The following is a 15349-nucleotide window of genomic DNA, read 5'->3' as shown; positions in this document are numbered from 1 at the left end:
CAGCAGTTGACGGGCGCTGGGATAATCGCATACCTATGAGCAACAAGCAGCGTGTCGTGGTGGGTTTGTCGGGCGGTGTGGATTCCGCCGTCACCGCCTATCTTCTCAAACAGCAGGGCCATGAGGTCGTCGGCATCTTCATGAAGAACTGGGAAGATGACGACGACAGCGAGTACTGCTCGTCGAATATCGACTTTGTCGATGCGGCGGCCGTGGCCGACGTGATCGGCATCGAGATCGAGCACGTGAACTTCGCCGCCGACTACAAGGATCGCGTGTTTGCCGAGTTCCTGCGCGAGTACCAGGCCGGTCGCACGCCCAATCCGGACGTGCTGTGCAATGCGGAGATCAAGTTCAAGGCCTTCCTCGACCACGCCATGCGCCTGGGTGCCGAGAAGATCGCCACCGGCCACTATGCACGCGTGCGCCAGAATCCGTCCACCCAGCTGTTCGAGCTGCTCAAGGGCCTGGACAACAGCAAGGATCAGAGCTATTTCCTGCACCGGCTGAACCAGTCCCAGCTGTCCAAGGCCATGTTTCCCGTGGGCGAGCTGCACAAGACCGAGGTGCGCCGCATTGCCGAAGAGATTGGCCTGCCCAATGCCAGGAAGAAGGACTCGACGGGTATCTGCTTCATCGGCGAGCGCCCATTCCGCGACTTCCTGAACCGCTACATCAGCAAGGAGCCGGGGCCTATCCTCGACGACCGCAACCGCAAGCTGGGCAAGCATGTGGGCCTGTCCTTCTACACGCTGGGCCAGCGTTCGGGTCTGGGCATTGGCGGCGTCAAGGAAAAGGGCGCCGCCCGTGGTGCGGGGGACCATGCGCCCTGGTTTGTGGCGCGCAAGGAAATGGACAAGAACATTCTGCGCGTGGTGCAGGGCCATGACCATCCGCTGCTTCAGTCGCATGCCCTGCTGGCCGATCAGGTCAGCTGGGTGGCCGGCCATGCTCCGGCTGAGGGCAAGGCCTACGGCTCCAAGACCCGCTACCGTCAGCCCGATTCGCCTGCGCTGATTTCCCAGGCCACGGATGCCGGCTTCCGTCTGGACTTTCCAGAAGCGCAGTGGGCTGTCACCCCTGGTCAGTCCGCCGTGCTCTATGACGGCGATGTCTGCCTGGGCGGCGGCATCATTGCGCAGGTCGATCCTGCGGCCACTAGGTAAGCGCTAGTAATCGCGGTTTTCATCAAACCACTGCTGGGCCTGCTCATCCGTCAGCTTCAGTGACAGTGCCGCAGGCAGTTGTGCCAGTTGCTGCACGGCCAGCCCCAGGTCTTCACGTTCGCTGGTTTCAATGCCCTTGACCGTGTTGAAGCGGGCGGCAAAGGCCGTCAGTGCAGCTTGCACATGGCCAAGGCTGCTGGCAGTGCCGATTTCCTGCTCTGCCAGCTCATAAGCTGCATGCGCAATCCTGGCGCGGGCTGCGGGCCAGCCCGCAAATGGCCGCCCATATTCCTTGGCCCACCATTCGGGCTTGCGCAACTGGCTGACGGATGTGTAGTCAGCCCAGGGTCGTGCCTTGGCACGGTCCTTGAGTTGCTGGCGCAGGTGTTTGCCAGTGGCTTCTTCCACGTTGTAGGCGATGAAGAAGTCCAGCTCCGGCCAGGTTGGCAGCGCAGGCAGTCCCGACAGATGGCGCATAAAACGCAGTGATAGCGCCTTGAGCTGCGTACATGATGAAAGCTGAGCCAAATCGCTGTGGTTTCCCCACAGGGAGAGCGATTCCAGCTTCGAAAACTGCAGCAGGTTTTGCAGCGAAATGGGTTGCTTTCCCGCTCCATTGCTCAGCTCCAGCGTGGTGACCTGCTTCAGGCTGCCCATGTCGGGCAGCTGGAAGGCCTCGTCGGCCGGGTTCTTGCTGGTGGCCGGGCTCAAACTCAGGCTTTCAGGCAGGCCTGCGGTGACGGTGATTTGCTCCAGATTGCCATGCAGATGAAGGCGCATGCCCTGCTGCGGCAGCTTCAGGTGGATGTGGCCCTGATTGCCCGCTTGCAGATGAATGCTCAACTCGCGAATCTGTGACCGGCTGGCGTCGATATGTACATCTTGCTGCAGCTGTGGGTACCAGCTGAAGTTTTCGATAGCACGCAGCTGCGCCCATGTGAAGAAGCCGCTGTCATTGCCCGTGTAGTAGAAGCTGCGTGGCCAGGGCGAGCCGGCGGGCGTGGCAAAGGGGTCAAAGCAGGACCAGAGCACGCAGGCGTCGACAGGCAGCCACAGGTCCGCTGTTTTCAACAGCGTCCTGGGGCCAAGGGTCAGGCTGCCCTGACCGGGGCTGGTTTTGAGCCTGTGCGGCGCGTCAGGCGTCAGCTGAAGGTTGAAGACGCCGTCTTCATGCGGTGTTCCGTCGATAAGCAGGGGCATGCAGAAAGCTTAGCGCAGTTACCAGATGCTCTGGGGAGACGACACGGCGCTCTGTACTTCGGTGTGGCGTTGCACCTTGCCGAACAGCGGCAGGCTGGCCCGCAGCTCGGTGCGGCCGGGGCGGGACTGTATGACCAGAGTGCCTTGCAGGCGCTCCAGTCGCGCCAGCATGCTGCGCATGCCCACGCCCATGCTGTTGATCTGGGTGCTGTCGAGATCAAAGCCTGTGCCGTTGTCCTCGATCTGCAGCTGCAACTCCCTGGAGTCGGGAATCTCCAGCCGAACCTGGACTTGGCTGGCGCGGCTGTGCTTGATGACATTGGTCAATGCCTCTTCCAGCACGCGGGTCAGCGTCAGGCACTGAATGGGGCTGGGCGCGTGAGTCCAGTATTCGGGCAGACACCACTTCACCTGAATGTCCAGCTCCTCGAACAGTCGTGCAAAGCGGTGGCGCAGTGGAGCAAGCCACTGCATGGGTGTCTCGGGAACCTGGATGGCGGTGCTGGTGCCGGTATCAATCATCTGACGCAGGTCGTCACGCATGAGCTTGAGCATGGACAGCACCTGGGCATTGGGCAAAGGGGCGCTGCTTTGCTCGACCAGGGCAATGGAGCGCACCAGAGAGCCGCCCAGACCGTCGTGCAGATCCTGGGAAATGCGCAGACGTTCCTGCAGGCGGGAGTGGCTCAGAGCCAGATGATGCTCTCTCTCCAGAGTCTGGCTCAGGTCGTCGCAGGCCTGTGTGACGGTGAGACTGAGTTCGTGGTTGAAGTGCTCGATGCGGCGCATATTCCACACGACCTGCCGACCCAGCAACCACGCAATCACCAGCATGCTCAACAAGGTGGTGTAGGGAGTCAGCGTCAGATTGTGATCCAGGGTCTTGGTCAGCAGCAGCAGGTCGTGCACGCCGATGGCCAGGTAGAGCACGAAGCAGAGGCTGAAAGCGATGTGGGCTGGCGTGCGTGTCTGCAGCGCGCGCAGTGGAAACAGCAGGCAGACCAGAGCGCAAAGACAGAACATCAGCAGCCAGACGGCCTGGCTCAGCGCCATCTGTGCATCGGGGACAGACAGGGCGAATACAGCGCAGAGGCCGCATATGCCGGTCAGCGTACGTTCCAGACGCATGAGGCGTAATTCGGCAAAACGCAGGGTAAAAATGCAGAAAGTGTAGGTAAAGGCAATGAAAACCAGCAGATTTCCCTTGGCAAAGGCCGGCGTGCTGCTGAAGGGCCAGGGATCAGTCATGACCATAAAGCAGAGCATCAGTGCCCAGCACATTAGATTGAGTGCGTACCAGCCATAGAGTTTTTGATTGCGGTTGTGGAGCCAGGCAAACGAAAACAGCAGGCATAGCACCAGGCTGACCGTGATGCAGACCATATAAATGGTGCGCAGGTTCCAGGTGGCCTGTGCCGTCCATTGCTTGAGCTCGGCTGGATGGCCTATACGCAGCCGCCCCAGGCCTGGCGTCTGGCTGCTGAGCCCGTGGACGCGCACCCAGATGCTGTTGCCCTGCTCCTTGAGCAGCGCCTTGGGCAGCAGCCAGTAGCGTGGCATATTCCAGCTGCGGCTCAGCGGCTCCACCAGCGATTGATCGCGCCAGATCAGTTCTGAATTCACGAACACTTCGCCCGCCATCACGATATTGACGACGGCCAGCGCCACGGGCTGATCGCGCCCGCAGGGGCTCTCCCAATCGATGCGGTACCAGGCTGCACCGTCATAGCCGGGCCAGCGTTGACTCCAGTCATCCAGCCCCGGCACATCCACCCATTTCAGCAAGGCCGCATCGGGTGGAGGCCCCTCGGGCAGTGCCTTGGCCGATTGGCGGGCCACAATGCGCGGTTCACAGAGCAGATCCTGAGGCCTGGGCTCCTGTGCCCAGGCCACGCCGCAACTCCAGCTCATGACGAGCGCAAATATCAGGCGGAGCAAGAGAGCCGACCGCTTGAACATTCAGCTCAGCAAACCGCGTGCCCGGGCCTCGCTGACCGCCTTGGTGCGCGAAGGCACGGCCAGCTTGCGGTAAATGTTCTTCACATGGCACTCCACGGTGTAGCGCGAGAGAAAGAGCGACTCTGCGATCTCCCGGTTGGTCATGCCGTCTGCGACCAGCTTGAGGATCTGGATTTCGCGGGCGCTGAGTATGGCTTCGGGCGGCATCTCCTTGTGCGCTTCCGTGGGCTGGGAGGGCTGCAACTCGGCAATGATGCGCCGCGCAATGAAAGGGTCGATGGGGGCGCCACCGCGCAGCACACTGCGTATGGACAGGGTGACCTCCAGGTCGTCGCGCTCCTTGAGCACATAGCCGTTGGCCCCGGCACGCAGCGCCGACAGAATGGCGTCCTCGGTGCTCCAGGCGGAGATGACCAGAATTCCCATGCCGGGATCGGCGGCGCGCAGCTGGCTGATCAGCTCTATGCCGCTGCCGTCGGGCAAGCCCAGGTCCACCAGTGCCATGGCGACTGGATGCTCCGCCAGCCGGGCGCGTGCCTGCCCCAGGGTTGCAGCAAAGATGAGGGCATCATCCGCATATCCGAGGCCATGCAAAATGTTTTCCAGCCGATTGCGGATCAACGGCTCATCCTCCACCACGATCAAGGGGCTGGGGAGAATGGACTCTGTAGGGAGGGAAAAAGTCTCTGCCATATTGTGTGAGGTGCCGCTGGTTTTCGTGTCCCACTGTTACCGAGATCAAGTCGCTTGGCTATCACTGAAAACTGGTAATTTGAGGTGCCTGCGGAGTCTGTCCCAAAACGGAAGCGAACTCCGTGGCCTGCAATTCCCATGACGTCAGAAGCAATACGCCGATAGCGGCTCCAAGAGGCAGTTGGCTAAACTTCCCTGCATTGATCACGCCTGGCTTTGCAATGCCGGGCGTTTGTCCGTTCAAGGTGCAATGGACAGAGAACTCAGGAATATTTTCCATGGATGCCATGCTCGGTGCCGATTTCTGGATCGGCTTGTTCAAGATCGTCTGGATCAACATCATTCTCTCGGGTGACAACGCGGTGGTCATTGCTCTGGCCGCACGTGGCCTGCCGCCGGAGCAGCAGAAAAAAGCGGTGCTGTTCGGCTCCGGTGCCGCCGTGGTGTTGCGTATTGCCTTGACCGTGGTGGCTGCCAAGCTGATGCAGCTGCCATTCGTCGAGGTGATCGGTGGCCTGCTGCTGCTGTGGATTGGCGTGGGCCTGCTCAAGGGCGAAGATGAAGAAGAGGATTCCGGCAGCGTGGCCAGGCAGGGCATGATGGCTGCCGTTCGCACCATTTTGCTCGCCGATCTGGTCATGAGCCTGGACAATGTGATCGCCGTGGCTGCGGCAGCGGGCGGCGATATGCTGCTGCTGATTCTGGGCCTTGCCATCAGCATTCCGCTGGTCATCTTTGGCTCCACGCTGATGATCAAGCTGATGGAGCGTTTTCCGGTCATCGTCACTTTGGGCGCGGCACTGATTGGCTGGGTGGCCGGCGAAACCATCACCAGCGACCATATGCTCGAAGGTTTTGTACGGATCAATCCCTGGGCGCATTACGCAGCGGCCGCCTGCGGCGCCGTGCTGGTGATTGCAATGGGCAAGTGGATGCAGCTCAAGGTCGCCGCTCAGGACAGCACTGCCTGAGTCTTTGGTTCTGAAAGCAAAAACGCCCGCATTCAAGGCGGGCATTTTGTGTTGTGTGCGCCGCAGCAGCCGGCCTATAGGAATGAGTAAAAGCAGCGGAAGGGAATCTTGCGCTCTGCCCAGAAGTCCGCGGTATCGCGGAACACGTCCAGCAACTGCTCGCGCACTTCCTTGTCGAACTTGGGAGTGGTCGGAATCTGGTCGAGCACCACCACAAAACCGGGTTGCGGGCCGGATTTGTTGATCGGGTCGGTCATGCAGTCATACAGCGCATCCCAGTTCTTGCCAAAGTGTGCCGGCAGGTAGAACTGTGTGGACAGCAGCTCGAAAACATCGGCCTTGGTCTGGGCATGGGCCAGGTTGGCATAGAGGAAATGGGAGCCCAGCGCCTCTGCTGCTGCCTGAAGATCAGGAATGCGATAGGCGCGAATGGATTGCACGATGTTCGGGCGAACATTGCGCAACGGTGTTTCCGAGGGCTTACGAAGTGGCGTGTCCATCTCCGTGATTCTTTCTAAAAACATCAAAACTGGTGGCAGAGTCGGTACTGACAGCGCTGTAGGCTGTCTGCGCAAACCGCCGCTGCGGAATTCAAGAGGTCAAAAGCCGCTGTATGGCGGGCCTGGAGGGCGTCTTTTAACTTCATTGGACGATTTGCTGAAAGCTGTTGTAGTGGTCGCCCGTGTAGAAGCAGGCATCGGGCACCTGGGGCTGCAAGCCGCCACAGACTATGCGCCGCGCACCCCGGTTTTTCGCACCTGGCGTGCGCACGGTGTATTCGCGGTAATAGCCTCTGGCCTGGCGCGGAAGTATGCGCTCACGGTTGCCGAAAACTGTGCCGTCCTTGTCGCTGGAGAACGGACCACCCTGGAGGATGCGACCATAGGTGGTGCGGCCTTCGCGCGGCAGTTCGGCCAGGCTCACGGTCTCAAAGCCGGGAACGGTGGCACCGACTTCGGGCGCTTTGCGCGCCAAAGCCGCAGGGGATGCCAGCGCAAAAGCGGCACCCAGCATCAACGCTAAACCCGTCTGATATACCTTGGCTGCAGCGGCCTTGAGCATTCACTAAACCTTTCAGAATCTCAGGTAATGCCTGAAATTTCGACCCGTAAGTGTGACGGATAGGCCTCGAAAATGCAAGTTGCGCCTATTTTTTGTGCAGTCTGTCGAGCGGTTTTCGACGACAAAAAAGCCCTGTCGGCATGGCCGGACAGGGCTTTGGCAGGGGCGTGGCAGCTTTTATTCGCCGTGGGCAGCGATTTCAGCCTCCACCTCGCGGTGCTTGGCCGTGATCGTGGCCGAAGGCGCTTTGTCCAGCAGGCTGACCACTATGATTGCGATAGCGGAAAACGCAAATCCGGGAACGATCTCATAGAGCTTGAACCACTGGTAATGCTGCCAGACCAGAACCGTGACCGCACCCACGACCATGCCGGCCAGCGCGCCGTTGCGTGTCATGCGGGCCCAGAGCAGCGAGATCAGCACCAGCGGGCCGAAGGCGGCGCCGAAGCCGGCCCAGGCATTGCTGACCATGCCCAGCACCTTGGCCTTGGGGTCCTGCGCAATCAGGATGGCGATCACGGCAATCGCGAACACCATGGCACGGCCGAACCAGACCAGCTGCTTCTGGCTGGCGTTCCTGTGCAAAAAGGTCTTGTAGATATCTTGCGTGAGGGCGCTGGAGCAGACCAGCAACTGGCAGGACAGGGTACTCATCACGGCCGCCAGCACGGCGGCCAGCAGCACACCGCTGATCCAGGGGTTGAACAGCAACTTGGCGACTTCCAGGAACACGAGTTCATGGTTGCCGTTGACGTTTGTCGCAATATCGGGGCGGCTGGCAAAGAAGGCAATGCCGAAGAAGCCCACGGCCACGGCGCCTCCCAGGCACAGCATCATCCAGCTCATGCCGATGCGGCGCGCGTTGGGAATGGTCTTGATCGACTCGGCCGCCATGAAGCGCACCAGAATATGGGGCTGGCCGAAGTAGCCCAGACCCCAGGCCAGTAAGGAGACGATGGCGATCGCTCCCTGGCCCTGGAACATGTCGAAGGCACCGCTGCGCGCAGTTTCGATGATGGCCGCGCTGGCACCCACGCCACCATCGGCATAGATGACCATCAGCGGCGCGAGGATCAGTGCGGTGATCATCAGCGAGGCCTGGATGGTGTCGGTCCAGCTCACGGCCAGAAAGCCGCCGATGAACACATAGGCCATGGTGGCCACGGCACCCACCCACAGGGCTGTCTGGTAGTCCATGCCGAACATGGACTCGAACAGGCGGGCTCCGGCGACCACGCCGGAGGCGCAGTAGACGGTGAAGAACACCAGAATCACCAGCGCGGTGACGATGCGAAGCAGACTGCTGCCATCCTCGAAGCGGTTGGTGAAGTAATCGGGCAATGTCAGCGCATTGCCCACCTTTTCGGTATAGACGCGCAGGCGTGCCGCCACAAAGCGCCAGTTGAGCCAGGCACCGACGCACAGGCCGATGGCAATCCACGAGGCCGACAGGCCGGTGGCAAACACCGCCCCGGGCAGGCCCATGAGCAGCCAGCCGCTCATGTCCGATGCCCCGGCCGACAGGGCCGTGACCACCGAGCCCAGACTGCGCCCGCCCAGGATGTAGTCGGACAGGTTGGACGTGGCTTTGTATCCCGCCCAACCGATGAGCAGCATGCCCAGCAGGTAGATGGCAAAGGTGACTATGGTTGGCGTATTGGCGGTCATGTCGGCTCCGGATCGGCGCAGCGCCATCGGCATGTGGGTTACATGCCCGGCGAAAACAAATCCGCCAGCGGCCTCCTGGTGGGAGACCTGCTGGCGGGTATCAGTCTGCAATTGGACCAGTTATTCGACAGCCCAGTGGGGCATGTGGCTGAAAACCGCGCTACTGGCTGTCCTGCGGCGCATTCAGTGGCGCCGCAGGCGGCAGTGGTGTGCCTATATCGCTCCAGCTTGAAGGCGCGGGGGCTTTGCTCGGTGCAGGCGCAGACATCATCTCGCCGGGAGCCAGCCCGGGGCTGCTGTCGAGGTCAGGCGGCTGGGCGCTGCTGTCGGCTGGCGCGGGCTGGCCGCCTGTCGAGGGCGGTGCAGCGGGCGTGCTCTCGATGATGTCCACCTCGCTGCCGTTGCTTCTGTTGGGCGCTGGATGGGCGGGAGCTGTCGGCGCTGTGCGATCAGGGTCGTTGCCCTCATCTGCGGGCCCGCTCCATTCCTGAACCTTGTCGCGCAGACGGCCCACCAGATCGCTCCACCAGTGGCTGGTGTTGGGCTCGGTGAACCGGGCCTTGGCATTGAGCAGCGGGCTGCGCATGGCGCGCGACATGAAGTCACCCACCATGGGCAGGGCGCTGCGCGAACCCTGGCCCCACTGGTCGCTCCTGAGCGTGATGCGTGCATCGTTGAAGCCTGCCCAGGCACCGGCCACGATCTGCGGGTGCATGAGGATGAACCAGCCGTCGGCATTGCCCTGGGTGGTGCCGGTCTTGCCGGCCACGTCGGCGCGAATGCCGTATTGCTTGCGAATCGCGCGGCCTGTGCCCTTGTCGATCACGGCGCGCATCATCTCCAGCAGACCGTAGTTCTCTTCCTCGTCCCAGACCTGATCGGGCTTGGGCGGGGTGAATTCGGCCAGCAGCTCGCCGTCGGCATTCTCGATACGGGTGACCAGCTGGGGCGGTATGTAGCGACCGGAGTTGGCAATGCTGCCGTAGGCGTTGACCATTTCCAGCAGCGTGACGGGGCTGGAGCCCAGTGCCAGCGAAGGCACGGACTCCAGCGGGCTCTGGCGCACGCCCAGGCCGCGGGCCAGCTTGATGACGCGGTCCATGCCCACTTCCTGGCCCAGCTCGGCCGTGATGGTGTTCTTGGAATAGGCCAGCGCGTCGCCGAGTTTCATGGGCACGCCCGTGGGCTCGACGGCATCGCTGGGACGCCATACCTCGCCGCCAGGCAGCTGGATTTCCACGGCTTCGTCATTGCGTGTGTCCTCGGGCCTGGCGCCACGCTGCAGGGCTGCGCCATAGACAAAGGGCTTGAAGGTGGAGCCGGGCTGGCGGCGTGCCTGGGCCACATGGTCGAATGCATCCTGGGCATAGTCGCGGCTGCCCACCCAGGCCAGTACGGCCGAGGTGCGCGGGTCTATGGCCAGAAAGCCGGCCTGCACGCGGGTCTTGTCCTCGCGCAGCTGCCTCATGAAGGTCTTGTCGGCCAGCAGCTTCTTGAGTGCCTCTTCCTCGCTGATGTCGGAAGGTTTGCCGCTTCTGGCGAGCTTGCGGAAGGCCTCCGTCTCGCGTACCAGCTGCAGCACCAGCGCGTTCTCTGCGCTCCAGCCGTCGCGGTGACTCCAGTTGTTGTTGGCAATGCCTTGCAGCGTATGCATCTGGCGGTTCACGGCCTGCTGCGCCCAGTTCTGCAGGCGCGAATCCAGGGTGGTGCGCACGACCAGGCCGTCGGTATAGATGTTGTAGTCGTGCTTGTCGGCCCAGGCGATCAGCCATTTGCGCAGCTGCTGGGAAAAATGCGGCGCCATGCCTGTAGGTTCTTCCTGGCGCTCGAAGTCCAGACGCATGGGGCGTTTCCTGAGGCGCTCGAACTCATCGTCCTTGAGTTCGCCGCGCTTGACCATCTGGCTCAGCACGGTGTTGCGCCGCGCAATCGCGCGGTCGGGGTTGATCACCGGGTTGTAATAGGCATTGCCCTTGAGCATGCCCACCAGCGTGGCGCTTTCCAGCACCGTGAGCCTGGCCGCCGGTTTGTCGAAATAGGTGCGCGCCGCCATCTCTATGCCATAGGCGTTGTAGAGAAAGGGCACGGTGTTCAGATAGGTTTCGAGAATCTCGTCCTTGGTGTAGAGCGCTTCGATCTTGAAGGCCGTGATCGCCTCCTTGAGCTTGCGGTTCACATTGCGGGCGCGGCCGATTTCCGTGGGATAGAGATTGCGCGCCAGCTGCTGGGTGATGGTGGAGCCGCCCTGGGGATTGCCGCCCAGCGTATGGATGACCGAACCCACGGTGCGCGTGAAGTCCATGCCGTGGTGCTCGTAGAAGCGGTGGTCTTCGGTGGCCACGAGGGCCTTGACCACGGCGGGCGAAATCTGCTCCAGCGGCACCCACTGGCGGTTGCTGCGCTTGAACTCGCCGATCAGCTTGCCGTCGGCGCTCAGGATCTGCGCGGGTTGCTCGAGCTTGGCCTTGCGGATGTCGCTGATGCTGGGCGTGAACGGAATCAGCAGCAGCACATAGACGACAAACAGCACCGGCAAGGCTGCGGCAAACCACAGCCATTCACGCCGCGTCGGCCAGCGACGCCACCAGGGCAGGGCCGCAATGCGCTGGCCGGCAGTGCTGGCGCGAGCGCGCATCCACAGAGCTGTGGCTTGAGCTACCCATTTTTCTTTCAAATCTTTCAAGGACAAACGCACGTGGCAAGGCAGCCCGCCAAGGGCCGCAAGAAGGCAAGACTGCGAAGAATGCCCAAAAAACAGGCGCTCTGCTTGCGGGGATCGGTTTTTCTATGGTCGCAGCCCCGGTATTGTCTCCGTGGCGCGGTTATGCAGGGTTGTTTCTAGCTGTGAGACAAGTTGCCGACTGCCTTAAGCTTGCGGCTTCGCATTGGCGGGAGAGCAGCATGGCAAACAGCGTTTATGACTTTGAAGCCACCGACATCCAGGGGCGCAGCGTCCCTCTGTCGCAGTACCAGGGCAAGGTGTTGCTGATCGTGAATACCGCCAGCGCCTGCGGTTTCACGCCCCAGTACAAGGGATTGCAGGCACTGCACGAACAGTATGCGGACCGGGGCCTAGTGGTGCTGGGCTTTCCCTGCAACCAGTTCGGTGCCCAGGAGAAAGGCTCGGATGACGAGATCGCGAGCTTTTGCGAGCTGAACTTCGGCGTCAGCTTCCCGCTCATGCACAAGATCGAGGTCAACGGCGACGGTGCACATCCGCTGTACCGCTGGCTCACCTCTGAAGCGCCGGGTGTGCTGGGCACCAAGTCCATCAAATGGAATTTCACCAAATTCCTCGTGGGCCGCGACGGGCAGGTGATACGCCGTTACGCGCCTCAGGACAAGCCCGAGAAGCTGGCGGACGATATCGAGGCGGCCCTGGTCTGACAGACTTGCAATCCATAGCAGCCAGCGCTTGCTCGATAAGCGCTGCAGCCGTTTTTGGCGCTTAGTCCTCGGACAGGGCGCTGAAGGATTGGGCCAGATGGTCGAGCAGCGCGCGCACGGCCGGCAGCTGCCCGCGACGCGAGGCATAGACGGCGTGAATGATCTCGGGCCGCGGCTGCCAGCCTGGCAGCACCTGCACCAGCGTGCCGCTGCGCAGCTCCTCGCGCACAAACATATTGGGCAACTGCACCACGCCGGCGCCCAGCACGGCCGCGTCGCGCAGGGCCAGCAAGGACTGCGTCACCAGCCGCGGCTGGTGTCTGACCTCGGCGCGCACGGCGTCGGGGCCGTGCAGCACCCAGCGGTGGGTTTCCTGCACGCCGCCCATGTCCAGGCTGGGCCAGGCCGACAGGTCCATGGGGCCGCCGGGCTGACCCAGGCGCTGCAGCAGCTCGGGTGCGGCCACCAGGCATTGCCGGCGCTCGGCCAGCGTGCGCAACACCAGATCGCTGTCCTGCAGCGGCGGCGGGCGCACGCGCAGGGCCAGATCCAGGCCTTCGCCGACCACGTCCACGCGCCGGTTGGTCTCGTCCACCTGCAGCTCCACGCGCGGATACAGGCGCATGAATTCGCCCAGCATGCGGCCCACGCGTGAGGCCAGCAGGGCCACGGGGCAGCTCATGCGCACCTTGCCGCAGGGCTCGGAATGCACCAGCGCCACCGACTCTTCGGCGGCCTCGGCCTCGGTCAGCATGGCGCGGCAGTGCTGGTAGTAGCGCTTGCCCACCTCGGTCACGGCAAAGCTGCGCGTGGAACGCAGTAAAAGCTGCGCGCCCAGGCGCTCTTCGAGCAAGGCCACGCGGCGGCTGAGCTTGGACTTGGGCAGGCCCAGGGCGCGGCCTGCAGGCGCGAATCCACCATGCTCGACCACTTGGGCGAAGTAGTAGAGCTCGTTGAGATCTGGCAGCTTCATCGTTTTAAAAATAGAACTCTGAGGCTGAATATTGTGGACTACTCAAGTTATCGTTCCAAATTCATACTTTCTCCATGTTCAACGCCTGCGGTCTCCATAGGGACTGCAGGCCAGCCGCAAGGAGAAATGTCATGCTCAAGAAAATCCTGGGTGTCTACGAAGCTCCCCGTCCCCACTGGGTGGGCAACGGTTTTCCGGTGCGCTCGCTGTTCAGCTATGGCGACCACGGCAAGGCCCTGAGCCCTTTCTTGCTGCTCGATCACGCCGGTCCCCAGAGCTTCACGCCCACCACGGCGCGGCGCGGCGTAGGCACGCACCCGCACCGCGGCTTCGAAACCGTGACCATCGTCTATGAGGGCGAAGTGGCCCACCGCGACTCCACGGGCGCCGGCGGCACCATCGGCCCCGGCGATGTGCAGTGGATGACGGCGGCCTCGGGCATCCTGCACGAGGAGTACCACTCCGAAGCCTTTGCACGCAGCGGTGGACCGCTGGAGATGGTGCAGCTGTGGGTCAACCTGCCAGCCAGGGACAAGATGTCCGCCCCCGGCTACCAGAACCTGCTGAATGCCGACATCCCGCAGGTCGCTCTGCCCGATGACGCGGGTCATCTGCGCGTCATCGCCGGTGACTACCGTGGCAGCAAGGGGCCCGCCTATCGCGGCCCGGCGAAAACCTTCACGCCCATCAATGTCTGGGATGTGCGGCTGAACGCCGGGGCCGCGACCGAGCTGCAGGCCCGGGTCGGCCACACGCTGGCGCTGGTGGTGCTGCACGGCACGCTGCTGGTCAACGGACAGGAGATTGCCCGCGCCGGACAGCTGGTGCATATGGACCGCGCTGCGGACAGCGTGCATCTGGAAGCCAACAGCGACGTCACGCTGCTGTGGCTGTCGGGTGAACCGATTGACGAGCCCGTGGTCGGCTACGGCCCCTTCGTCATGAACAGCGACGAGGAAATCCAGCAGGCGCTGGAGGACTTCCGCAGCGGCCAGTTCGGCCGCATCCCGGCGGTCGAGCGCCATGGCGCTGCGGCCTGAGCAGGTCGCACGGTATCGAGTTTTCCCACCGGCGGGCGCGCCCGCCGGCTTTCACCCACCTCCACTCTTGAAGGAGATTCCCATGAGCCAAAAGCCTTACGTTCGCCTCGACAAAGACAATGCCGCCGTGCTGCTGGTCGACCACCAGACCGGTCTGCTGTCCCTGGTGCGCGATATCGACCCCGACAAGTTCAAGAACAATGTGCTGGCCCTGGCCGACATGGCCGAGTACTTCAAGCTGCCGACCATCCTGACCACCAGCTTCGAGAACGGCCCCAATGGCCCGCTGGTGCCCGAACTCAAGGAAAAATTCCCCACTGCCCCCTATATCGCGCGTCCCGGCCAGATCAATGCCTGGGACAACGAGGACTTCGTCAAGGCCGTCAAGGCCACGGGCAAGAAGCAGCTCATCGTCGCCGGCGTGGTGACCGAGGTCTGCGTGGCCTTCCCCGTGCTGTCTGCCCTGGCTGAAGGCTTCGAGGTGTTCGTCATTGCCGATGCCTCGGGCACCTTCAACTCCATGACCCAGCAGGCCGCCTGGAGCCGCATGGAGCAGGCCGGCGCCCAGCTCATGACCTGGTTCGGCGCGGCCTGCGAGCTGCACCGCGACTGGCGCAACGACATCGAGGGGCTGGGGACTCTGTTCTCCAACCACATCCCCGACTATCGCAATCTGATCAACAGCTACACCACGCTGACCGCCAGCAAATAAGCGCGGCGGTTTCACACCCAAGCCCGCAGGCTTTGCAGCCTGTGGGCTTTCTGCTGTTGATTTATTGAAATTGATAGCTTTAAACGCTTGATTGGTAAGCGCTCAAGCCTGTTTTTGCTTCAATTCCGGCAGGCAGCTTGCGCCGTTCTGATCCGCGTCATGCATGGGCTCGGCCTGAGCAAAGTTCTGGCTGTAGGCGATGCCCCAGTTGCGCATGGCAATCAGCACCGGCTGCAGGCTGCGGCCCAGCTCGGTCAGTGCATAGTCCACGCGCGGCGGCACTTCGGCATGCACCGTGCGCTCGACGATGCCGGCTTCTTCCAGCTCGCGCAGCTGCAGTGTCAGCATGCGCTGGGTGATGCCGGGGATGGCACGGCTCAGTTCGCCAAAGCGCTTTTTGCCATGCAGCAGCTGGAACAGGATGATGGGCTTCCAGGTGCCACCCATGACGGACAGCGTCACCTCCACGGCGCAGCCGCTCTTGCTGTTCAATCGCTTCATGATCACCTCGCTGCAGT

General features: G+C 62.3%; 15 protein-coding genes. 5 read left to right on the top strand and 10 right to left on the bottom strand.

From position 1 onward, the window contains the following. The first annotated feature begins 35 nt into the window (after positions 1-35). On the top strand, positions 36-1166 hold the full coding sequence (gene mnmA, locus CSE6_RS04975; protein ID WP_034350952.1) for a tRNA 2-thiouridine(34) synthase MnmA: 1131 nt from the start codon (positions 36-38) through the stop codon (positions 1164-1166). A gap of 3 nt (positions 1167-1169) precedes the next feature. Here mnmA and CSE6_RS04970 read toward each other — a convergent pair whose 3' ends face one another. The 4 genes from CSE6_RS04970 to CSE6_RS04955 all read right to left on the bottom strand — a co-directional run bounded on the left by CSE6_RS04970 (position 1170) and on the right by CSE6_RS04955 (position 5298). Continuing rightward, the gene (locus CSE6_RS04970; protein WP_059440003.1) at positions 1170-2366 is read right to left on the bottom strand and encodes a hypothetical protein; all 1197 of its coding nucleotides are present in this window, start codon (positions 2364-2366) and stop codon (positions 1170-1172) included. A gap of 18 nt (positions 2367-2384) precedes the next feature. Beyond that, positions 2385-4325, bottom strand: a complete 1941-nt coding sequence (locus CSE6_RS04965; protein ID WP_034406470.1) for an ATP-binding protein — start codon at positions 4323-4325, stop codon at positions 2385-2387. Beyond that, positions 4326-5018, bottom strand: a complete 693-nt coding sequence (locus tag CSE6_RS04960) for a response regulator transcription factor (protein ID WP_034350946.1) — start codon at positions 5016-5018, stop codon at positions 4326-4328. It abuts the gene before it with no gap. 61 nt (positions 5019-5079) lie between these two features. Further along, a complete protein-coding gene (locus CSE6_RS04955) occupies positions 5080-5298 on the bottom strand; it encodes a hypothetical protein (RefSeq protein ID WP_059440002.1) in 219 nt (72 codons plus the stop codon). Here CSE6_RS04955 and CSE6_RS04950 point away from each other — a divergent pair. After that, positions 5297-5989, top strand: a complete 693-nt coding sequence (locus CSE6_RS04950; protein WP_034394409.1) for a TerC family protein — start codon at positions 5297-5299, stop codon at positions 5987-5989. The two genes, CSE6_RS04955 and CSE6_RS04950, sit on opposite strands and share 2 nt — an antisense overlap. Before the next feature lie 74 nt (positions 5990-6063). On the opposite strand, the gene CSE6_RS04945 is transcribed toward CSE6_RS04950, so the two are convergent. The 4 genes from CSE6_RS04945 to CSE6_RS04930 all read right to left on the bottom strand — a co-directional run bounded on the left by CSE6_RS04945 (position 6064) and on the right by CSE6_RS04930 (position 11354). Then, on the bottom strand, positions 6064-6489 hold the full coding sequence (locus tag CSE6_RS04945; RefSeq protein ID WP_003072350.1) for a barstar family protein: 426 nt from the start codon (positions 6487-6489) through the stop codon (positions 6064-6066). A gap of 142 nt (positions 6490-6631) precedes the next feature. Next, positions 6632-7051 (bottom strand): ribonuclease domain-containing protein, encoded by a 420-nt coding sequence (locus tag CSE6_RS04940; protein ID WP_003066953.1) that lies wholly within the window; start codon positions 7049-7051, stop codon positions 6632-6634. A 177-nt stretch (positions 7052-7228) separates the two neighbouring features. Then, complete coding sequence (gene putP / locus CSE6_RS04935; protein ID WP_193751092.1) at positions 7229-8719, bottom strand: sodium/proline symporter PutP; 1491 nt, start codon at positions 8717-8719, stop codon at positions 7229-7231. 160 nt (positions 8720-8879) lie between these two features. Next, the gene (locus tag CSE6_RS04930; RefSeq protein ID WP_059440000.1) at positions 8880-11354 is read right to left on the bottom strand and encodes a penicillin-binding protein 1A; all 2475 of its coding nucleotides are present in this window, start codon (positions 11352-11354) and stop codon (positions 8880-8882) included. A gap of 266 nt (positions 11355-11620) precedes the next feature. Here CSE6_RS04930 and CSE6_RS04925 point away from each other — a divergent pair, with 266 nt between their 5' ends. Then, entirely contained in the window at positions 11621-12106 is a 486-nt protein-coding gene (locus CSE6_RS04925; protein ID WP_059439999.1) for a glutathione peroxidase, read from the top strand. A 61-nt stretch (positions 12107-12167) separates the two neighbouring features. On the opposite strand, the gene CSE6_RS04920 is transcribed toward CSE6_RS04925, so the two are convergent. Further along, positions 12168-13079, bottom strand: coding sequence for a LysR family transcriptional regulator (locus CSE6_RS04920; protein ID WP_080747040.1), 912 nt, complete (start codon positions 13077-13079; stop codon positions 12168-12170). A gap of 131 nt (positions 13080-13210) precedes the next feature. On the opposite strand from CSE6_RS04920, the gene CSE6_RS04915 reads away from it, so the two are divergent. Next, the gene (locus CSE6_RS04915) at positions 13211-14119 is read left to right on the top strand and encodes a pirin family protein (protein WP_034350940.1); all 909 of its coding nucleotides are present in this window, start codon (positions 13211-13213) and stop codon (positions 14117-14119) included. An 82-nt stretch (positions 14120-14201) separates the two neighbouring features. Further along, positions 14202-14831 carry an isochorismate family cysteine hydrolase YcaC gene (gene ycaC / locus CSE6_RS04910; RefSeq protein WP_059439998.1) on the top strand — a complete coding sequence of 210 codons (630 nt, stop codon included), beginning with the start codon at positions 14202-14204 and terminating at the stop codon, positions 14829-14831. A 102-nt stretch (positions 14832-14933) separates the two neighbouring features. Here the strand turns inward: ycaC and CSE6_RS04905 are convergent, their stop codons facing one another. Further along, entirely contained in the window at positions 14934-15332 is a 399-nt protein-coding gene (locus CSE6_RS04905; RefSeq protein ID WP_193751091.1) for a helix-turn-helix domain-containing protein, read from the bottom strand. Positions 15333-15349: the final 17 nt, after the last annotated feature.

This window comes from Comamonas sp. E6 (assembly GCF_001010305.1).
Classification (GTDB): domain Bacteria; phylum Pseudomonadota; class Gammaproteobacteria; order Burkholderiales; family Burkholderiaceae_C; genus Comamonas; species Comamonas thiooxydans.
The sequence above is the reverse complement of the archived record's forward strand: the minus strand, read 5'-3'. Positions and strand labels throughout refer to the sequence as shown.